Source organism: Clostridium sp. OM05-5BH (genome assembly GCF_003481505.1).
Lineage (GTDB): Bacteria > Bacillota > Clostridia > Lachnospirales > Lachnospiraceae > Otoolea > Otoolea fessa.
In genome coordinates this window covers 147,995-167,714 of sequence record NZ_QULJ01000005.1, presented here as the reverse complement: position 1 = coordinate 167,714, position 19,720 = coordinate 147,995, and the positions used below count along the sequence as shown (strand labels likewise).

Genomic DNA, 19,720 nt, shown 5'->3' with positions numbered 1-19,720 from the left:
TTCCTTATCGTTCTTCTTTCCCCAGCAGCTCCCGCATACTTGCGAGCAGCTTCGCCTCTTTGTCTTCCTTATATTCTCCGAGCAGGACCTCTTCAAACTCCTTCTCCACCTTCATCCGGCGGAAATACGAGCTCATTTCATCCGCCATACCGGAGAGCCGGTTTAACAGGCGGGAGAAATCGCGCAGCATCACGTCGTCCTTGTGGTACGGATAAACAATGTCGTGGTCAACCTCACTCCATCCCTCCTCGAACAGCGTTCTCGCCTGAATCTCGACGTAGTAACCGCGGTATTTGATGATGTAGTGAAGGGAACGGTAGATACCGCCTGACTTGATTTCGATCACATTTTCATCGTAGATCCGGCTGTCCCCGTTTCGGCGGTATACCTTCGGACGCTCTGCAATGTAGCAGTGTGTCTCATCGTTGTCAAAATCGCGCTCACGGTCTTTTACATACTGCTCCGGGGCATTTTCAAACGCCGATGTGATGTATTCATGGAAATGACGCCAATCCTCACGGTACAGGAAGAATACACGGATACCGATAAGGTCCGTCACGTATTTCCAGTAATTATCAACTCCCAGCTGGGCAAATTTCTCCGGCTGCTCTTTTTTCTTGCGGATGATCTTCTCCAGCAGATGCCCCGGTGCCTTGGTACGGTAACGGTAGGAATGGATCCCCGCTTTTTCAATATCATACAGATACTTATCTACAAAATCCTTGCCAATCTCCCGCAGCTTTCCCTCGATCGTCGCATAATGATCCGCGATCGCAGTCAATTCCTCCCAGGAAACGCCCGCCGCGTCAAAGTCTTCCTGTTCGATCCGATATTTTCTTAAAAATAAATCTCTCTCCATTATCTCCTCTTTATCGGAAGCCCACTGAGCGCAGGAACCGGGCAAATGCCTCCCTGCCTTCCGGCGTACACTTATATACGCCCGCGTCTTCCAGTACCTGCTCAAAGACAAGACCTACCTCTTTTTGCAGGATTTCGTTTATATTTTCACTTGTTATATGCTCATACTTCGGCAGGAACTCATCCACCCAGTCCGCATGCTTTTCAAGCTCTGGATTGGAACGGATATCGCCTCCGGAAAGGATCACCTCCGCCAGATCGGCAAGCTCCTGTTTCAATCTGGACGGGAGCACCGCCAGACCCATGACCTCGATCAGACCGATATTTTCTTTCTTGATGTGATGCAGCTTCGCGTGCGGATGGTAAACACCAAGCGGATACTCATCCGTCGTGATGTTATTGCGGAGCACCAGATCCAGCTCGTAGAAATCGCCATTCTTTCTGGCAATCGGCGTGATCGTGTTGTGCGGTTCTCCGTCCGTCTCAGCATAAATAAAAGCATCCTCATCCGTATAGCTGCGCCATGCACGCAGCACTTTTTCACCAAGATCAATCAGGCGGTCCGGATTCTTGGAACGGGTCCGCAGAACTGACATCGGCCATTTAACGATTCCGGCTTCCACATCCTCGAAGCCTTCCATCTCAAATTTCTGTTCAATCGGCGCTTTTGCCATCGCAAACGTGTAATGTCCGCCCTGGAAATGGTCGTGACTTAAAATCGAACCGCCGACGATCGGCAGATCCGCATTGGACCCCAGGAAATAGTGCGGGAACAATTTCACAAAATCAAACAATTTGACAAACGTTGCCCGTTCGATCTTCATCGGCGTGTGCACACCGTTGAACACGATGCAGTGCTCATTGTAATACACATACGGCGAATACTGAAAGCCCCACTGGCTGTCATTGACCGTGATCGGAATAATGCGGTGGTTATTGCGCGCCGGATGGTTGACACGTCCGGCATAGCCTTCATTTTCCTTGCATAAGAGGCATTTCGGATAACCGCTCTGCTTTGCCAGTTTGGCTGCCGCGATTGCCTTCGGATCTTTCTCCGGCTTGGATAAATTAACCGTGATGTCCAGCTCCCCGTATTTTGTATCCGTTTTCCATTTCATATCCTTGGAAACACGGTAACGGCGGATGTAATTGGAATCCTGGCTCAATTTGTAATAATAATTGGTTGCCGCCTCCGGCGATTCCTCATACAATTTCCAGAAATGTCCAATCACCTCGCTCGGGCGCGGCATCAGGCAGTTCATCAGCTTCGTGTCAAACAGATCGCGGTACACCACGCCGTCCTCCTTCAAAACGCCCGTCTCATGTGCATAATCAAGCAGGGCATCCAACGTCTCTTCCAGTGAAATCTCCCTGCATGCGCCCTGCGGTTCTTCATATTCATCCAGTCTCAGAACCTCGAGAATCTGGTTCGTCGCGTAAATGCGATCCGACTCCTGAAGAAGCCCCGTATTGACTCCGTACTGTACTAAATTTCTGATTGCTTCATATACTGCCATACCCTATCCTCCTGACTGAAAAACAACCTTGCTGTTTCATTCTTATCCTTTTTATAACTTTAGCTGCCCGTATACCATTGCGCCACCTTATCTCATGGCATTTTCGGTTCCAAAAATGCCTGCATATGAACAGTCACTGTACATCCTCTTACTCTTGTGGCTTCCATTTACATAAATTTTGTCAAATCCAGACATTTTAAGCGGTTTACCAGGATTCCTCCGAGAAGCCCAATCAGCGCCCCCGCTGCCGTTCCGGCTGCCAGAAGCACCGGAAGATAGTAGAACAGACTCGCATTTTCCACCACCAGCGCCGCCACGATAAGCTGCCCGATGTTGTGTCCCGCACCACCCAGGATGCTGACACCGGTCACGCCGAACCAGTCCAACCGGCGGAACACCACCATCAGAAGAAGGCTGACCGCAGCACCTGCCAGACTATACAGCATCATCGACAGGTTTCCAAACGTAAATCCTACCAGCACGATACGCACCAATGCAATCGCCGCTGCCGCACCGGCTCCCAGCAGATACAGGCTCACGATCGACGCCAGATTCGCCAATCCCAGCTTGACCCCCGGAACGCCCAGATTGATCGGTATCAGGGTCTCGACATAGCTCAGCAGAAATGCCAGCGCTGTCATCATTCCATATAAAGCGATTTTTCCGGCTCTGGATGTGCCTGCTCGTCCTTTTTTCTGCATTTCTTCCTCCTCTGTATACCTCTATGAATATATTAGTAAAAATTTTTAGTTTTGTAAAGCGCGTAACTGTTCACAGATAGGAATTTTCTGAACTAAAAATTCCGTACGATACAGTTCTGGCGTTACTGTTCACGCATACGTGCCCAGTAACGTTCTGGCTACCGATGCGTTTAGTTTCTGGGCCGTAATCTTGACTTTCCTATCAACCTTTGTTAGAGTAGTTGCAGACATTTTTGCAAACATAGTTTCAAACCGAATTTTCGATATTTTTAAGAATGGAGCTCTTTATGAAAAAAAAGGATTTATCCGCGCTTCTGACACTTCTTGCCGTCGTATTTTTGGGCTGCGGCGCGGCGCTTCTTTTCAGCAAATCCCGCCGGGAGCCGATCAGCCGTTCCGCGTTTCTGCTGAATACATTTGTCAACATCACACTCTATGATTCGCAGGATGAAGCGATCCTTGACCACTGTGTGGACATGTGCCAGGAGTACGAAAACCGTTTCAGCAAGACGATCGAGGGCAGCGAGCTTTACAAGTTAAACCACCGCAGCGCCGACGAGACGACTTTTACCGTCTCCGACGATATGGCGGCGATGATTTCTGAAGGACTGCATTACAGTGAGGTTTCCCATGGTGCCTACGACCTGACGATCGAACCGCTCAGTTCTCTCTGGAATTTTACCAGCGACGAGCACGTGATCCCGGCGGAGGATGACATAACAGCGGCGGCAGAACGCGTCAACTGGAAAAATGTGAAACTTGACGGAAATACTTTAACCTTCCTCTCCCCGGACACGACGATTGACCTCGGCTCCATCGCCAAGGGCTACATTGCCGACCGCATGAAAGACTATCTGACCGAATCCGGCGTCGAAAGCGCCATCATCAACCTGGGCGGCAACGTACTCTGTGTCGGTGAGCGCACAAACCACCAGCCGTTCCGCATCGGGCTGCAGAAACCGTTTGCCGACTATGCAACGGTCTTTGCCGATCTGAATATTGATGACATGTCCGTTGTCTCCTCCGGCGTCTATGAGCGCCATTTTGAAAAAAACGGTGTCAATTACCATCACCTGTTAAACCCGAAAACAGGCTATCCGTACCAGAACGGACTGGTTTCCGTGACGATCGTCTCCCCGCGTTCGGTGGACGGCGATGTACTCAGCACGACCTGTTTCTCGATGGGACTGGATAAGGGTCTGGAACTCATCAATTCGATGGATGGCATTTATGCTTATTTTATCACGGATGATTATGAACTGATTTACTCGGATGGAGCGGAGGCATTTATTGATGAAATCAAAGAAAAATAGAAATGATTTTGTTTTGATTCTGGTTCTTCTAGCCGTCATACTCATCGGTTTTCTGGTTGTGCGCTTGCAGCGCCAGAAGGATGCTTTTACCGTTGATGTCAGTGTCAATGGAACAACCGTCGCCACCTACCGGCTGGATGAGGAGATAGACACCTGGATCGACGGGTATCAGGGGGGACAAAATCATCTGGTGATTCAAGATGGATGTGCCCGGATCGAAGAGGCAGACTGCCCGGACAAGCTCTGTGTGAAGCAGGGAACCGTTTCAGAGAGTGGGGAATCGCTGGTTTGCCTGCCGAATAGGGTGGTTGTGGCGGTTAAATAGATATGGTTTGCCAACACGGACGGAAACGCCCAGCGGGTACGCATAATTGCGCCGCTGGGCGTTTTCTGTTTATTTTATTCCACAAATTTGATCGATTTTAAGCAGCTCTTCCTCGCTCAACGGTGCCCCATCCAACATTTTCAGATTATCTAATATCTGCTCCGGTTTGGACGCACCAATGAGAACGCTGGTTACCACAGGATCCTTCATGACCCATTTGAGCGCCATCTGGGAGAGTTTTTCGCCTCTCTGTCCGGCCATCTCGTTGAGGGCGCGGATCTGGCTGATTTTTTCTTCGGTGAGCTGGTCTTTTTTGAGAAATCTGCCGTCGGTCATGACGCGGCTGTCGGCTGGGATGCCGTACAGATAACGGTCGGTTAAGGTTCCCTGTGCAAGTGGGCTGAATGCAATCAGACCTTTCTTTTCTTTGACAGCGGCTTCTTTTAAGCCGTTGTTTTCGATCGTGCGGTCAAAGATGCTGTAGCGGTTCTGATTGATGACGAACAGGCATTTCAGATCGCGCAGGATCGCAGCGGCTTCCTGCATTTTTTGTCCATTGTAGTTGGAAAGTCCTGCATAGAGAGCTTTCCCGCTCTTAACTGCCTGATCGAGTGCTCCCATCGTCTCCTCAAGCGGCGTCTCCGGGTCCATCCGGTGATGATAGAAAATGTCTACATACGGAAGTCCCAGGCGTGTAAGGCTCTGATCGAGGCTTGCGAGCAGGTATTTGCGGCTGCCCCAGTTTCCATAAGGGCCGTTCCACATCTCGTATCCGGCTTTCGTGCTGATGATCAGCTCGTCTCGATATGGCATGAAATTTTCCTTTACAATCCGTCCCAGATTTTCCTCAGCACTTCCCGGCTCCGGTCCATAATTGTTGGCAAGGTCAAAGTGCGTGACGCCATTGTCAAAAGCGGTAAAACACAGCTTCCGCATTGTCTCATAGACGCCGGTGCTGCCAAAATTATGCCAGAATCCCAGCGAAACTGCCGGAAGCCTGAGTCCGCTGATGCCGCAGCGGTTGTAGGTCATTCCATCATATCTTGCGTCTGCTGCCTGATACATATACTCTTTCCTTTCCTACTCCCGTCCAGCCTCTGCCTGAACCTCGCGGATAGCTGCGTCGATCTGTGCCTCTACGGATACCGGCTTCTGGACCGGTGCTTCCGGCTGCTTCTTTACTTTCTGTACGGTCAGCGGCATATTAACGCCTAGCGGATTGAGAACGATGCCCTTTGCCTCCTCCGGGAGTACCTGAGCCAGCTTGAGCGCATCTACGACAACCGGGCGGAATTTCTTCTCACGGTTGAAACGCTGGAACTCGATCACATCCGTAAAGATCGGCTGGAAAATATCTCCGCTCTTTAATTTAACCAGCGGAATGCCATTTCCTTCCTCTGGAAGCGGCACGATATAGCGGCCCTTCGTGAAGTGCGCGCCGATCTCCTCCTGTAAATCGTTTAATTCCGGCGTAATCTCCTGATTTGGCTGACGGCGCAGATCCTGCATATAGTAAAGCATCGTCAGGTGAAGCTCCGGGTTCTCCACCCAGACTTTTCCATTCTTGCTCTCCTCCGGGTCTTTGCGTCTTACAAACTCGGTCAGCTGAATCATCTTCTGCTCCTCGCCCACGTGTACCTGGATAGCATTGACACCCATCGTGTAAAGGCTGGTATAGAAAAGCAGAAGGCTCTTTCTGTCCACCTTCGCGATTCCTACCGGAATCTGCTGCTCTGCCAGCTTCTGTGCGCCTGCCTTTGCGCCCTCTTCGTCCGTAAACAGCAGGATGGCATCATCCATTGTTTCCGGATCACAGTATACATACGGCTCTTTCGTACATCCAGAAAGAATGGCATATAAGGAATCTGCCTCTCTTAACTTCTGTGCGAAGATATCCGGCTCCTGTTCATTCGTATTTGTCTGCTTTGTCTCGTTTTCCATCCGTCTAATCTCCTTTTTATTGAATCGTCATCAATGCCTCAAAATCAGCCCGTGCAAATCGGTGGTAAATCGTGTGCCCCATCTCCTCACGGATACAGTAATCATATGCATCAATGCTGCTGTCTGTAAAATAAATGACATAATCAAAATCCATGCCATCCGGCATCTGCCGGCACTCATACGCGCCGAATTTTTCAAACACAGCGGTAATCTCTTCCTTTGTGCAGGCGTGCTTTTCCCGAAACAACTGGATCAGCTCTTTTAAAAACGGCGGTTCCGGAACCTGCTCATGGACATACTCCACAAAATCCGGCGGGATCGTAAAGACGATCCGATCGGCGTGGATCCGAATCTGGGTATCTCCCATTTTCTCCTTCTTCGCCTCCAGCTCATGCCGTATCTTCTTCGCCAGCTCCCGGATATCCGTCTCCTGCATCTCCAGCATCGCATTCAGGGAAGAAAGCGGATAATAAAGGCGCATCGTCTCCCTGGCATAACCAAGTTTTAGCTGCGCCTCTTTGATCTGATCCGTCATATTTTGAATTAAAGCTTCCAGTTTCATGTCATACTCCTGCCTCGGAAACGAAACCTACGTCCCCGGCATCTTTATTGGGTCGATTGAATCATTGATAAGTACCTTTTTCACAATCTCTCTCATTATAACAATTTACCGAAAATGCGTCAATATGCGGATATTTGCTTTTTCGGTTTCTGTTCACGCATAGTTACTGGGCACGTATACGTGAACAGTGACACGCATATGTGCCCAGTAACAGACCTCTACAAATAGCAGGTCGTAAAATGCGCCTCGCCCTCGTCATCCAGATCCATGAGCATGTAGCTCGGGCGTCTGCCCTCCTGGCGCGGAAACGAAAGACTGCCCGGATTCAACACAGTCAGATCCCCGCGCCGCTCCAGATACGGCTTGTGGGTATGTCCAAACATCGCAATCTGCACGCCGCGATCCTGTGCCTCATCGATCAGGCGCTCCGTCCCAACCGATACGCTATAAAAATGACCGTGGGTCAGAAATGCGCGGTATTTTCCAATCGAAATCTCCTTCTCGCGGTCCAGATGGGAGAAAAAATCATTATTTCCCAGCACCATATAGACCTCGCAGTCCGGGTTCTGCTCCTTACACCACGACGTAATCATGTCCTCACTTCCCTCGGCGTCACCCAGATGAATGAACATGTCAAACGGTGCTTCATTCTGGATGACTTCCAGCAGATTACCATCCCGGCGGTGGGTGTCGCTTGTAATTAATATTTTTTTCATCACTCGCCAAGCGCCTCCTTCAGCGCATCCTTCATCCGCTCCAGCGCCTTGCCCCGGTGGCTGATACGGTTTTTCTCCTCCATCGTGAGCTCTGCTGACGTTTTGCCGTACTCCGGCAGCCAGAGAATCGGATCATATCCAAATCCGCCGTTTCCAGCCGCTTCCTTTGCAATCTCGCCCTCCATCGCCGCTTCTGTGTGAAGCACTCTGCCATCCGGCAGCACTGCCGCGATATTGCACATAAAACGGGCGCTCCGCTCTTTTCCTTTTGCATCCTTCATGCGCTCAATCAGAATCCGGTTCTTTTCCTCATACGGTGTGTCCCCTAAATACCGCGCTGAATAAACGCCCGGCTCGCCGTTTAAATAATCTATCACCAGTCCAGAATCATCTGCCAGCACAATGCCGCCCGTCTTCTCCCAGACTGCCTTCGCCTTGATCTCTGCATTCTCGCGGAAGGTGGTTCCATTTTCCTCGATCTCGCCTTCAAATCCAGCCTCGCGCATCGTAACAATCTCACGGTTTAAATCCTTTAAAATCTCACGGATCTCTTTCAGCTTTCCCGCATTTCCCGTCGCAAATATAATTTTCTCGCTCACTTTTCCTCGCTCCTTTATCCTCAAACAGCATGGCTTTTCATATCCCGACATTCCGAATCACCGTTCTTCAAAAACAGCTTCCGCCATACCTTCACATCCGTACCAGCAATCAATTCCAGGAATCCACATTCCTCGTATACGCTTTCAAACACACATTGCAGTTTTGCTCCGTCTCCACGCGCTCCCAGGAGGAACCGCGGTAACTGATATAGCCTTCACCGTCGCTTAAATCGACCGTCAGTCCCTTATCCGGCGAACTGTACTCGATCGCCACCGGATGAATCGCTCCCGGCGTCGTGATCTCGACAATCACGGCAAACCGTTCGCCTGCCTCCAGCGTCACCGTCTTATCCAGCAAAACCGTATAATATCCGGCGTTCGCAACCTCCCCGGAAGCCACCTTTCTGCGCCGCCCGAACTGGGAGCTGCCCTCGGCGTCCGTCACGGTATATACCTGATACGATGTATTTTCCCCGGTTGCATAGAAGCCGACTGCCTCCAGCTCTTCTTTCTCCTCTGCCGTATAAATATTGGCAAAAAATGCCGATTCTTTTCCGTAACCGAGCTGCCCGACCCAGCCGCACAGATCTGTCTGGTAAATGTGGTCGTAATTATCTGCCGACTCGATTCCGGAATAGAGAATGTTGTGGATCCCAATATTTGTATCATAGTAGGACACGTAAAAATACCCATCGTCCCCAAATTCGCCGCCCCAGCTGTTGGCGCAGATAAACGCGCCATCCCCCTCCGGCGGCTGGTTAAAATTGTCTCTCGAATAGTGGTCATCCCAGCCGATGATCACAACATCATGATTTGGCTTCTCATCGCCATTATACCAGTACGCCCCTGTCTCTTTCCGGTAATAATGCGTGTCGTCGCGGTCACTGACCATCGCCGTATACAGGGAGCTCTGAACGCCTCCGTACAGATAAACCGCCCGTTTAACCGCCTCATAATCCTTCTCCGGCAACACCCGTATCTCCTGCACATGACAAGCAGGGCTTAAACCGTCAGGCGAATAGCCGTCGCCATATGGATCCTCTTCTTCCAGCACCGGCCCCTGCCACGCCAGCAGATACGCCATCGACATCGTATACTCGCCCCCGGCATTCTGTGAAAAATGGAAGCTGTTCCGGAGGGACATATGATCCTCCGAAAAGCTGACATTCCACTCCGGCCGGACACGACTTTCCAGCGCCATCACCGATGCAAACGCCCAGCACGTTCCGAGACTCCCCTGGTTTTTAACCGCCGGTGCCCGGCCTGCCTTCCGGTAATCATAGGATTCCGGCAAAAACGTGGCTGGATCCTCTGACCCGGTCAGTTCCATTTTCCGGTTCTCTGCATCCCAATTTTCTTCATAGGAAAATACCTCCGTCACCGCCTCAAGCGGCACATACAGGATTCCATTTTCCCACTCTGGGGGTGCTGCAATCATCTGGCTCTCCTCCCCAAGCAAAAGTTCCGGGCTTCCGACCGTCATCTCCGCATGAGTATTGCCGCGCTCCATCACAAGCCGGTTTCCATCGTAGAGAAGCGCCGCACAGGAAAGCGCGTCCGGCAGCATCCCATACGGTATCATAAACTGCCCGTCCTGCGACATTCTCAAGCTTCCAAGCTGCGGATCGACCATTGTTCCATCGACTTCCAGCGTGATCGGGCTGTCATTAATCTCCTCGGCCATCTGCTCATACCACTCCGGCTGCCACTCGGCGCTCTCCTCCGTCTTTTCCACCTGCTTCGGAATATGAATCAGACGGTTCTCGCGTACCAGAAATCCCAGCAGAAGCACCAGAAGCGCCCCATAGAAAACATTACGCTTCAACCTGATCCCCCGTTTTTCTTCTCGGCGGCTTCGGACCCATAAACTGATAATAATACGTCTTCATCATACCATTGTAGATTTTCCGGTTCTTGTCCGCTTTCCTGCCAATATAGCGCTCTGCGTCCTCATACGCGGTAATCAGGTACATCGACCAGGAATCCAGCGCCTTAAACCGTTCACCGATCGTCTTATAGAGCGCTGGAAGGTTCTTTTTCTCCTCGATACGCTCGCCGTAAGGCGGGTTTGTGATAATAAAGCCATATTTCTTCGGATGGCTCAGCTGCGCCACCGGGCGCTCCTGGAAATGAATCATGTGATCCACTCCGGCTCTCTCCGCATTTTCCCGTGCCGCCTTGATTACCTCGCCGTCAATATCGTAGCCCTGAATGTCTACCTTTACGGTATCATCCACCATCTCGGTCGCTTCATCGATCGCGTCGTACCAGCATTTCTTCGGAATCAGGTTTGTCCAGCTCTCCGACAGGAAGGAACGGTTCATGCCCGGTGCCATATTTGCCGCGATCATCGCCGCCTCGATTGGGAAAGTACCGCTTCCGCAGAACGGATCGACCAGAATCCGGTCCGCTTTCCACGGAGTCAGAAGAATCAGAGCCGCTGCCAGTGTTTCCGTGATCGGCGCCTTACTCGCCATCTGACGGTAACCGCGCTTGTGCAGCGACTCGCCGCTCGTATCGATACCGACTGTCACCTGATCCTTATAGAAAAAGACGCGCAGCGGATATTCATTGCCCGTCTCCGGCATCCGGTCCAGATCGTAATATTCCTGCATATGACGGGCAATCGCCTTTTTCATAATTCTCTGGATATCTGACGGGCTGAACAGCTTACTCGAAATAGACGACGCCTTTTTAACCCAGCATTTACCGTCCTTCGGAAGATATTTCTCCCACGGAATCGCACGGGTCGCCTCAAACAGCTCGTCAAAGGTCACTGCCTTGAAGCTTCCCACTTTTAAAAGGACGCGCTCCGCCGTCCGCAGAAAAATATTCGCACGGCAGATCGCCTCCGCATCGCCGATAAAGGTTACGCGGCCATTTTCCACCTCGGTAACCTCATAGCCCAGATCCACTACCTCTTTTTTTAACACTGCTTCCAGTCCAAAATGACAGGGAGCAATCAATTCATATCGTTCCAATCTTTTTTCCTCTTATCTCTCTGTGGATTCATTGCCAAATCATTTCATGCAAAGAACCCTTTTATTTTCATTACAGTCTTCACCATTTTTATTCTAGTTGACTGGTCTGCATCTGTCAATGAAAAGCCGCGGCAAAAGTGCCTATCTCAGGCTGCACTGATACTTTCCCTGATAAAAGCGGTAACCGCCGCCCAGATTATAAACCTCATATCCCATCCGGTCATACCAGCCGCACACCAGAAGGCTTTCACTCCCCCGCGCACAGTAAAACAGAAGCGGACGTTCACCTGTAAGTGTCTGCCGGTTATCCTGAAGCCATAAAAATGGAATATTTTCCGCCTCGCAGAGGTGAGACTCATTATATTCTTCCGGCGTCCGAAGGTCAATCAGCCGTCCCGTGTACCCTTGCTCCAGCCACGCGTCCAGATACCGCACCGGTATGGTCTGATACATCCGTCATCCCTCCTCATTTTATACAAAAACGGTTTCTGACAGAACCCGATTTCTTTTTTAACTCTATGTAATATTAATATATGCTTTGTCCGGCGGACAGGTGTCGGAGGAGATGCGGCAGCCTCTTCCATTGGCTAGAAAACGAACAAATGCCGGGAAACGGTGGATATTCCGCATTCCCGGCATTCACTATTTTTTCTCTTATCTGCCTGTCTCATCAGTCACAATCGCTGTAATCATCCTCTGTCTTGTCCTGATACTGGTTTTTAGAGCTATTCCTGGAACGGTTCTGGCTCTGGTTCTGCATGCGGTTCTGGCTCTGGTTGGAACCATAATTAGAGCTGTTCTTGGATGCATTTTTGGTGCTGTTTTTCTCAGCACTGTTATCATAGTTGCTGTAACTGTTTTTGCTTGACATAAGTCATTCCTCCTAAATTCCTGCCCTGTCAGGTTTTCTACGTGTCGGTTCCGGCTTCCTGTGAACAGCCGCTTAACCGTCACTTTCTTGTTACAGGTCTTAGTATGGAATTTTACTGCGAAAGTATGCAGGGTAATTCTTACTTTTTATGCCAGTAATATTTTTTTGTTTCATCGGACGCAATTTCCTATGAAATCAAAAAACATCTACATCCAACCCTTTTTTCATGAAAAGGTTCAATGCAGATGTTTCGTAAATTCATTCTTAACCCAGCACGTTCACAATCTTAACCGGTGTGCGGTAGTTCCATGGGGAAGTCTTGATGCCGGTTCTTTCAGTTGAAGCATGTACCACTTTGCCGTCGCCGATATACATCGCTACATGGTTGATACCTCTTCCGCTTCCGTAGAAAATCAGGTCGCCCGGCTGCATCTGGTCAGCGCTGATTGCTGTACCCTGCTTGGACTGGGAAGTTGAAGAACGGTTCAGGCTCACACCGGCACCGTGCTGCATCACATATTTCGTAAAACCAGAACAGTCAACCCCTGTGTGCGGGTCGCTGCCGCCAAATTTATAACGTCCACCTACAAACTGCAGTGCATAATTGACTAACTGCTCTCTGGTCGAGAGATTGCTCTGCTCTGCGACAAATGCATCTGCGACTGCAGCTGCTTCCTCTGCCTTGCTGAGCATAACGCTACTCTGAACCTTCAAATAGCCTTCCATCTCACCGGCCGCTACCTTGATCCAGCTGTCATCTGCCTTTCCAACTACGTCATAGGACTCGCCCTTTTCAGCCATCGCTACTACTTCTGAGTTTTCATCCTCATCCGCATAGATCGAAAGGTCTGCTGCCACGGTTGCCACCATGTCGCTCTCATAACCTGTAGACGGCCCCGCAAAAGCTGCCTGCGCGCTGCCAATGGTCAGCATTGAGCACACGCATACCATACTGAAAAGTTTCTTTGTTCTATTTAAATTCATGCTTCAAAACTCCTTAATTAGATTTTGTGATTCCCGCAGATATTGCTGAAACAAAAGAATCGAGTCCCAATCGCTGTGGTGTTATCTATCGGTCGAAATGTTACATAATTATTAAATCTTGTTACGTTGTTATTATATTTTCTTTTCTTTTCGTTGTCAAGGAAATGACGGATCTTTTATATTTATTTAAGATTTTAATTTCGGACAAAAAAACGCAAAAATACAGGGAATTTCAACCATATTGGGACAAAATATTTTTGCCCCAGGCTGCCGAAATTCCCTGTATTTTCAAGTGTTTTTTATATCATCTCATATATAATGCAAATCACGATTCTGAAACATATTTCATAATTCTAAGATTCTGTCTCTGGCAAAATTTTATTTTCATTTTTCACCAGCCGTGTCCAGCGTAAACCAGAACTCCACACCGTTCTCATGGTTCTTCACACCGCACGCCTTATGGTGCATCTCCATGATCGCCTTGACGATCGAAAGCCCGATGCCGCTGCCGCCATATTCCCGCGTTCTCGCTTTATCTACCTTGTAAAACTTCGTCCAAAGGTTCGAAAGTGCTTCGTCCGGGATCGGATTTCCCGTGTTAAACACTTCCACGCAGACCTCTTTTCCATCGCGCCGGTGGTCAATCCGGATCTGAATCTTCTTCTCCCCGCCGCCCACATGATGAATCGCGTTCGTCAGATAATTGGTGATGACTTCCTCTATTTTAAATTCATCGCCCATGACGTAGACCGGTTCCTTCCCGTCAAAATCCACAGTCAGCTCATTCTGCTTAAGCAGCACACCGGAAGAAGAAATCACACTGGCAATCAGCTCCGTCAGGTCAAACCGCTCCACAGACAGCCGCTCTCCCCCAAATTCCAGCGCCGTCAAGGTCAGAAGCTGGCGCACCATCCGATTCATTTTCCCAGCCTCGTCCATGATAACGCCGCAGTAATAATCGCGGTTCTCCTTGTCCTCCGCCATGCCCTCGACGAGTCCTTCCGCATAGCCCTGAATCAGCGCGATCGGCGTCTTTAACTCATGCGACACATTCGCAATGAACTCCTTCCGCATCTCATCGATCTGCACTTTCTCGTCAATATCCTTTTTAAGCTGTGCATTCGCCTCTTTCAGTTCCCCGATCGTTGTCTTGAGGCGCTCCGAAAGCACATTCATGCTGTTTCCAAGCGTATCAATTTCCTCCGTCGAGCGGCGGCTTGTCTCATAGCGGGCATCAAAATCCAGGTTCGACATCTTTTCCGACAGCTCCGACAGCCGTTTGATCGGCATCGTAATGTGCCGGGTAATAAAATAAATCAGAATACTTCCCGCCAGAATTACCACGATTCCAACAAACATCAGAAACCGGTTTGAGATAGCCGCGCTCTCATGGATGCTCTCCATCGGCATCGTCATGATGAAAATGGTCGCATTATCCGAGAAAAATCCCCAGCTTTCCAGATAAAACGTCTTGCTGAGCGGGTCAAACGTCTTCTGAATCATGTAGTTGTCATATTCCCGCAATACATCCCGCTTCGCCCCCGCATGACCGACGATATAGCGCCGCACCCGGTCACGCATGACTTCCACATCCCGCGCCGAGGAGACGAGTGTCTGGTCACTCTCGCTGTCATATAAAAGCAGGGAAATATTCGACCGGTCACGCAGCTCGCGGATCACATTTGCCAGCCGGACACCGCCGCTCGAAGCTTCCTCCCCATCCAGTGCATCCGCCGATGCATCCTCCGAGTCATCCTCCAGCACCACCGTGTCACCTTCCGCATATTCACCCAACGCATCCTGTGTCTCATCGCCAGCCCTATCACCGGTTCCATTTTTACCAGACTGAGCCGAACCGCCATCCGCACTGTCCATATCAGAACTTCCATCTTTCGACTTCTGGTACTCTTTCCAACCCGAATTCAGCTCCGCCTGTGCGTCCTCCAGCGAACTCTCGCCATTCCGGACCTCATCCTGGATAATCGCGTCAATCGCCCGATATCCCTTTTCCAGCGTATGAATCTTATAATTCTGGTAATATCCGGACAGAAACCAGTTATTGATACACCAGATAAGCGCGATTGCAACCGTCATCAACCCGGCAAATATGATTGTAAATTTCCATCGGACCGAACGTTTCATTCGCTTACCTCAAATTTGTAGCCCATGCCCCAGATCGTCTTGATGTACTCGCCTTTCTCGCCCAGCTTACTCCGAAGCTTCTTCACATGCGTATCGATCGTCCGCGCATCGCCGAAATAATCATAATTCCATACATTATTCAGAATTTTTTCTCTCGAAAGCGCAATTCCCTGATTCTCTGCAAAATACGTCATCAGCTCAAATTCCTTGTAGCTTAAATCCACCGGTTTTCCATCCACGCTGACCTGATGTGCCGTCTTATCAATGTGGATGCCGCCCACATCGATCACATCCTGGCTGCCGCCGTTGCTGCGGCGCAGGATCGCCTCCACACGTGCGACCAGGATCTTCGGACTGAACGGTTTGGAAATATACTCATCCACGCCCAGATTAAAGCCCTGCAGCTCGTCGCTCTCCTCTCCTCTCGCCGTCAGCATGATGATCGGCACCTGCGAATACTTGCGGATCGTCTTCACAACCTCCCAGCCATCCATCTTCGGCATCATCACATCCAGAAGAATCAGTGCGATGTCCTTCTGCTGGAAAAACAGATCCACCGCCTCCTCGCCGTCCCCGGCTTCCAGCACCTGATACCCTTTAATCGAAAGGAAGTCCTTCACCAGCTTCCGCATCCTCGCCTCATCGTCCACGACCAGTATTTTAATCTTATCCATAAAATCTTCACCTCATTTATTTTACTCTGCCGTGTATGACAGAACCTCTTTCCACGCTGTCATATCCTGATTACATTCTCAATCTGTCTGTATTTTAGCAGATCCGGGTGGGAGATTCCATAGGTTCACAAAAGATTCATAGTTTCTACCACATATAGAAAAGAGAGTCCTTTTCCATCCTCCTGGGCTCCCCAATGCAAGCAATTTATATATTCAGTTGCCAAGGACAAATGGAACTTTTTCATCTCACACGCAAAACAGGACTGTCCGACAAAATCCAGTATTTCCCTGCATTTCTCATCCAGCCCTGTTTGCTTTCTATTTCACAGTCTTCCCAGGCTGTTCCATATCTTATATTTTATTCTTCGGTCTTCTCCGCTTCATCGCTCTCGACCACACCAATGGAAAGATCTTCAAGCTGTTTCGGATCAACCTGAGACGGCGCTTCCATCATCAGGCAGGAAGCATCTTTTACCTTCGGGAATGCGATGACGTCGCGGATGCTGTCTGCGCCGACCATCAGCATAACCATACGGTCCATACCGTAAGCCAGACCAGCGTGCGGCGGTACTCCGTATTTGAATGCGTCTAACAGGAAGCCGAACTGCTCCTGTGCTTTCTCCTTCGTGAATCCAAGAACCTCAAACATCTTCTCCTGGATGTCTGCCTGATGGATACGGACAGAACCGCCGCCCATCTCGGTACCGTTCAGGACGATATCGTATGCTTTTGCACGTACCTTGCCCGGATCGGTATCGATCAGCGGAAGATCCTCTTCCATCGGCATGGTAAATGGATGGTGCATAGCTACGTAGCGATCCTCTTCTTCTGAATATTCAAGCAGCGGGAACTCGGTTACCCACAGGAACTTGAAATCATCCTTCTTTAAGAGGTCAAGCTGTCTAGCGATCTCCAGACGTAAGTTTCCAAGTACATCAAATACAACTTTATCCTTGTCAGCTGCGAACAGAAGCAGATCGCCCGGCTTACCGCCCATAGCAGCCACCAGTGCATCCAGCTCTTCCGGCTTCATGAACTTGGAGAAGGAGCACTTGTAGGTACCGTCCTCATGGATTGCCAGATATGCAAGACCTTTTGCACCAAAGCCTTTTGCGTACTCAACCAGCGCATCGATCTTCTTTCTCGGCATAGCGCCCTGTCCTTCTGCGTTGATACCGCGGACAGAGCCGCCATTTTCCAGTGCGCTCTTAAATACAACAAACTCGCAGTCTTTTACTACATCCGATACATTTTTCAGCTCCATGCCGAAACGCAGATCCGGCTTATCGGAACCGAAACGATCCATTGCCTCGCGCCAGGTCATACGCTGGATCGGAAGCTGCAGATCGTAATTGCAGATCTCCTTGAAGAGCTTCTTTAACAGACGCTCATTGACATCCAGAACGTCCTCAACGTCAACGAAAGAAAGCTCCATATCGATCTGGGTAAACTCAGGCTGACGATCGGCTCTTAAGTCCTCGTCACGATAGCAGCGTGCCAGCTGGAAGTAGCGGTCATATCCAGAACACATCAGAAGCTGTTTTAACAGCTGCGGAGACTGCGGCAGTGCATAGAAGCTGCCCGGATGTACACGGCTCGGTACCAGGTAGTCTCTCGCGCCCTCCGGAGTACTTTTAATCAGAGTCGGAGTCTCAATCTCAAGGAAGCCTTCCTCTGCTAAGAATGCACGGGTCAGGATAGCCACGCGGCTTCTTGTCATCAGGTTTCTCTGGATATCCGGACGTCTCAGATCCAGGTAACGGTATTTCAGGCGAAGATCCTCTTTGGTTTTGGAGTTCTCCTCGATCGGGAACGGCGGTGTCTCAGACTCTGCCAAAATGCGGAGGTAATCCGCGCGGATCTCAATCGCACCTGTCTTTAAGTTTTCATTTACTGCACCGGAACGTGCCTCTACGCGTCCGGTTACAGCGATAACGAACTCGCTTCTCAGCTTTTCTGCCTTTGCAAAGCTCTCAGCGCCGCAGTCAGCTTCCTCGAAGATCAGCTGCAGGATACCGGAACGATCCCGCAGATCCACGAAAATAATGCCGCCTTTATTTCTGCTCTTCTGAACCCAGCCCATAACGGTTACTTTCTCACCGATATTGGCAGTTCCCAGCTCGGTACAGCGATGGGAACGTTTCAGTCCTGCCATAGATTCTGCCATGATAGTATTTCCTCCGTTTATTATAGTTTTATCTGAAAAATTCAAAAACTGAATCACTTCAAACTGTCTTTGTAAAATTCCACGATCTCCTCGTAGCCGTCCTTCGCCAGCTGCTCCTTCTGGAATTTCTTGTTCTTGTTCATCTGTGCGACTGCCACGCGGGTGCCGTTAGCGCGCTCTTCCTGTGCTTTCTTTAAGACGGCACGGAACTGCTCGCCGCTTAAACCTTTCTCATACAGGAATGCTTTCTTGCCGGCTGCCTCCGGTACTTTGAAACCGGAATCCATCAGGATCGTGATGATACGCTCAAAACCGATGGAAAATCCGCACGCCGGTGTATCGACGCCGGTAAATTTGCCGATCAGCTTGTCGTAACGTCCGCCGCCTGCAACGGAGCCGCCGAAGCCTTCCATGGAAACCTCAAAAATCGTTCCGGTATAGTAGCCCATGCCGCGCACCAGCGTCGGGTCAAATTCAAGACCGAATTCGATGTCTGCAACCGCTTTAACAGTCTCCATGATCGTTGCCAGATTCTCTGCCTTTGCCGGATCCATCACGCCGGAGAGCTTCTCGCCCAGCGCGCGGACGCCTGCCGCATCGTTCTGAATCTCTGCCAGAAGTCCGGTGTATTTCTCAACCGCCTCTGGCGCATAACCTTCTGCAAGCAGCTCTTCGCGGACACCGTCCAGACCGATCTTATCCATCTTATCGAGAATGATAAATACCTTATCGGTCTCATTTTCCGGAAATCCGCTGTAATCTGCCATGCCCTTTAAGATCGCACGGTCATTGACGCGGACAGTGTATGCCTTGTCCGGGCAGATGCGCTTCAGCGCCTTGGTAAGCGCCAGAATCTCCTCGATCTCAGCCAGGTTTGTCGCATCACCTAAAATATCGATATCACACTGTACAAACTGACGGAAACGCCCCTTCTGCGGACGATCGGCACGCCATACGCTTCCGACCTGCAGCGCCTTGAACGGCGCTGATAAATTAGCAGAATTGTTTGCATAATAACGGCTGAGCGGCAGAGTTAAGTCATAGCGGAGACCACCGTCTACGACATCTGCCTCTGTCTGTGCTGCCTCGACGTTCAGCTTCTCGCCTCTCTTTAAAATCTTGAAGATCAGCTTCTCATTGTCGCCGCCCTGCTTGCTGGTCAGGTTCTCAATGTGCTCCACGCACGGAGTCTCGATCGCTGAGAAGCCGTATCCGCGGTAGGTATCTTTGATGATATTCAGCACATAATCCCGGATCTCCATCTCGCCCGGAAGAATGTCCTTCATGCCTGTAACTGGTTTTTTCTTTAAAGCCATGTGTCAAACTCCTTCTATGTCTTTCTGCGACCATATTTCCCGCGCAAAGAAAA

The 19,720-nt window shown here is 50.1% G+C and carries 19 protein-coding genes; 2 read left to right on the top strand and 17 right to left on the bottom strand.

The features are described 5' to 3' along the window. Positions 1-4: 4 nt before the first annotated feature. From DXB70_RS08495 to DXB70_RS08485, 3 genes are all read right to left on the bottom strand, one after another. Positions 5-859: a RelA/SpoT domain-containing protein gene (locus DXB70_RS08495; RefSeq protein WP_265104151.1), complete on the bottom strand. Its 855-nt coding sequence runs from the start codon at positions 857-859 to the stop codon at positions 5-7. Between the two features lie 10 nt (positions 860-869). Beyond that, a complete protein-coding gene (galT, locus tag DXB70_RS08490; RefSeq protein WP_117796167.1) occupies positions 870-2,375 on the bottom strand; it encodes a UDP-glucose--hexose-1-phosphate uridylyltransferase in 1,506 nt (501 codons plus the stop codon). Between the two features lie 167 nt (positions 2,376-2,542). Further along, positions 2,543-3,076 carry a Gx transporter family protein gene (locus tag DXB70_RS08485; protein WP_022359343.1) on the bottom strand — a complete coding sequence of 178 codons (534 nt, stop codon included), beginning with the start codon at positions 3,074-3,076 and terminating at the stop codon, positions 2,543-2,545. Positions 3,077-3,363: 287 nt separating this feature from the next. Here DXB70_RS08485 and DXB70_RS08480 point away from each other — a divergent pair, with 287 nt between their 5' ends. Both DXB70_RS08480 and DXB70_RS08475 read left to right on the top strand, forming a co-directional pair. Then, complete coding sequence (locus tag DXB70_RS08480; RefSeq protein WP_118673135.1) at positions 3,364-4,389, top strand: FAD:protein FMN transferase; 1,026 nt, start codon at positions 3,364-3,366, stop codon at positions 4,387-4,389. Continuing rightward, on the top strand, positions 4,370-4,714 hold the full coding sequence (locus DXB70_RS08475; protein ID WP_181357182.1) for a NusG domain II-containing protein: 345 nt from the start codon (positions 4,370-4,372) through the stop codon (positions 4,712-4,714). Before DXB70_RS08480 ends, DXB70_RS08475 begins: the two co-directional genes overlap by 20 nt. 69 nt (positions 4,715-4,783) lie before the next feature. Here the strand turns inward: DXB70_RS08475 and DXB70_RS08470 are convergent, their stop codons facing one another. The 14 genes from DXB70_RS08470 to hisS all read right to left on the bottom strand — a co-directional run bounded on the left by DXB70_RS08470 (position 4,784) and on the right by hisS (position 19,667). Then, a complete protein-coding gene (locus tag DXB70_RS08470; protein ID WP_118673134.1) occupies positions 4,784-5,779 on the bottom strand; it encodes an aldo/keto reductase in 996 nt (331 codons plus the stop codon). 15 nt (positions 5,780-5,794) lie between these two features. Beyond that, positions 5,795-6,655, bottom strand: coding sequence for an SseB family protein (locus DXB70_RS08465; RefSeq protein ID WP_022359338.1), 861 nt, complete (start codon positions 6,653-6,655; stop codon positions 5,795-5,797). Between the two features lie 16 nt (positions 6,656-6,671). Continuing rightward, positions 6,672-7,217, bottom strand: a complete 546-nt coding sequence (locus DXB70_RS08460; RefSeq protein ID WP_022359337.1) for a DUF3877 family protein — start codon at positions 7,215-7,217, stop codon at positions 6,672-6,674. A gap of 218 nt (positions 7,218-7,435) precedes the next feature. Beyond that, positions 7,436-7,933: a metallophosphoesterase gene (locus DXB70_RS08455; protein ID WP_107000502.1), complete on the bottom strand. Its 498-nt coding sequence runs from the start codon at positions 7,931-7,933 to the stop codon at positions 7,436-7,438. Continuing rightward, complete coding sequence (rdgB, locus tag DXB70_RS08450) at positions 7,933-8,532, bottom strand: RdgB/HAM1 family non-canonical purine NTP pyrophosphatase (protein ID WP_118570178.1); 600 nt, start codon at positions 8,530-8,532, stop codon at positions 7,933-7,935. The genes DXB70_RS08455 and rdgB overlap by 1 nt, the downstream gene beginning before the upstream one ends. Positions 8,533-8,641: 109 nt before the next feature. Then, the gene (locus DXB70_RS08445; RefSeq protein ID WP_118673133.1) at positions 8,642-10,357 is read right to left on the bottom strand and encodes a lectin like domain-containing protein; all 1,716 of its coding nucleotides are present in this window, start codon (positions 10,355-10,357) and stop codon (positions 8,642-8,644) included. Continuing rightward, positions 10,347-11,513 (bottom strand): class I SAM-dependent RNA methyltransferase, encoded by a 1,167-nt coding sequence (locus DXB70_RS08440; RefSeq protein ID WP_118673132.1) that lies wholly within the window; start codon positions 11,511-11,513, stop codon positions 10,347-10,349. Before DXB70_RS08440 ends, DXB70_RS08445 begins: the two co-directional genes overlap by 11 nt. Positions 11,514-11,654: 141 nt before the next feature. Further along, positions 11,655-11,966 (bottom strand): rhodanese-like domain-containing protein, encoded by a 312-nt coding sequence (locus tag DXB70_RS08435; RefSeq protein ID WP_118628921.1) that lies wholly within the window; start codon positions 11,964-11,966, stop codon positions 11,655-11,657. A gap of 217 nt (positions 11,967-12,183) precedes the next feature. Next, complete coding sequence (locus DXB70_RS08430; protein WP_107000506.1) at positions 12,184-12,384, bottom strand: hypothetical protein; 201 nt, start codon at positions 12,382-12,384, stop codon at positions 12,184-12,186. A gap of 264 nt (positions 12,385-12,648) precedes the next feature. After that, the gene (locus tag DXB70_RS08425; protein ID WP_022359330.1) at positions 12,649-13,368 is read right to left on the bottom strand and encodes a C40 family peptidase; all 720 of its coding nucleotides are present in this window, start codon (positions 13,366-13,368) and stop codon (positions 12,649-12,651) included. Between the two features lie 384 nt (positions 13,369-13,752). Beyond that, positions 13,753-15,510 (bottom strand): HAMP domain-containing sensor histidine kinase, encoded by a 1,758-nt coding sequence (locus DXB70_RS08420; protein ID WP_118628923.1) that lies wholly within the window; start codon positions 15,508-15,510, stop codon positions 13,753-13,755. Next, a complete protein-coding gene (locus DXB70_RS08415) occupies positions 15,507-16,184 on the bottom strand; it encodes a response regulator transcription factor (protein ID WP_022359328.1) in 678 nt (225 codons plus the stop codon). The genes DXB70_RS08420 and DXB70_RS08415 overlap by 4 nt, the downstream gene beginning before the upstream one ends. A gap of 358 nt (positions 16,185-16,542) precedes the next feature. Beyond that, positions 16,543-18,351, bottom strand: a complete 1,809-nt coding sequence (gene aspS, locus DXB70_RS08410; RefSeq protein WP_107000508.1) for an aspartate--tRNA ligase — start codon at positions 18,349-18,351, stop codon at positions 16,543-16,545. Between the two features lie 53 nt (positions 18,352-18,404). Then, positions 18,405-19,667, bottom strand: a complete 1,263-nt coding sequence (hisS, locus tag DXB70_RS08405; RefSeq protein ID WP_107000509.1) for a histidine--tRNA ligase — start codon at positions 19,665-19,667, stop codon at positions 18,405-18,407. Positions 19,668-19,720: the final 53 nt, after the last annotated feature.

Bases quoted from the DNA above. Each gene is read 5' to 3' on its own strand.
- DXB70_RS08495 (WP_265104151.1), bottom strand. From the start codon at position 859: ATGGAGAGAGATTTATTTTTAAGAAAATATCGGATCGAACAGGAAGAC.
- galT (WP_117796167.1), bottom strand. From the start codon at position 2,375: ATGGCAGTATATGAAGCAATCAGAAATTTAGTACAGTACGGAGTCAAT.
- DXB70_RS08485 (WP_022359343.1), bottom strand. From the start codon at position 3,076: ATGCAGAAAAAAGGACGAGCAGGCACATCCAGAGCCGGAAAAATCGCT.
- DXB70_RS08480 (WP_118673135.1), top strand. From the start codon at position 3,364: ATGAAAAAAAAGGATTTATCCGCGCTTCTGACACTTCTTGCCGTCGTA.
- DXB70_RS08475 (WP_181357182.1), top strand. From the start codon at position 4,370: ATGAAATCAAAGAAAAATAGAAATGATTTTGTTTTGATTCTGGTTCTT.
- DXB70_RS08470 (WP_118673134.1), bottom strand. From the start codon at position 5,779: ATGTATCAGGCAGCAGACGCAAGATATGATGGAATGACCTACAACCGC.
- DXB70_RS08465 (WP_022359338.1), bottom strand. From the start codon at position 6,655: ATGGAAAACGAGACAAAGCAGACAAATACGAATGAACAGGAGCCGGAT.
- DXB70_RS08460 (WP_022359337.1), bottom strand. From the start codon at position 7,217: ATGAAACTGGAAGCTTTAATTCAAAATATGACGGATCAGATCAAAGAG.
- DXB70_RS08455 (WP_107000502.1), bottom strand. From the start codon at position 7,933: ATGAAAAAAATATTAATTACAAGCGACACCCACCGCCGGGATGGTAAT.
- DXB70_RS08435 (WP_118628921.1), bottom strand. From the start codon at position 11,966: ATGTATCAGACCATACCGGTGCGGTATCTGGACGCGTGGCTGGAGCAA.
- DXB70_RS08430 (WP_107000506.1), bottom strand. From the start codon at position 12,384: ATGTCAAGCAAAAACAGTTACAGCAACTATGATAACAGTGCTGAGAAA.
- DXB70_RS08425 (WP_022359330.1), bottom strand. From the start codon at position 13,368: ATGAATTTAAATAGAACAAAGAAACTTTTCAGTATGGTATGCGTGTGC.
- DXB70_RS08420 (WP_118628923.1), bottom strand. From the start codon at position 15,510: ATGAAACGTTCGGTCCGATGGAAATTTACAATCATATTTGCCGGGTTG.
- DXB70_RS08415 (WP_022359328.1), bottom strand. From the start codon at position 16,184: ATGGATAAGATTAAAATACTGGTCGTGGACGATGAGGCGAGGATGCGG.
- aspS (WP_107000508.1), bottom strand. From the start codon at position 18,351: ATGGCAGAATCTATGGCAGGACTGAAACGTTCCCATCGCTGTACCGAG.
- hisS (WP_107000509.1), bottom strand. From the start codon at position 19,667: ATGGCTTTAAAGAAAAAACCAGTTACAGGCATGAAGGACATTCTTCCG.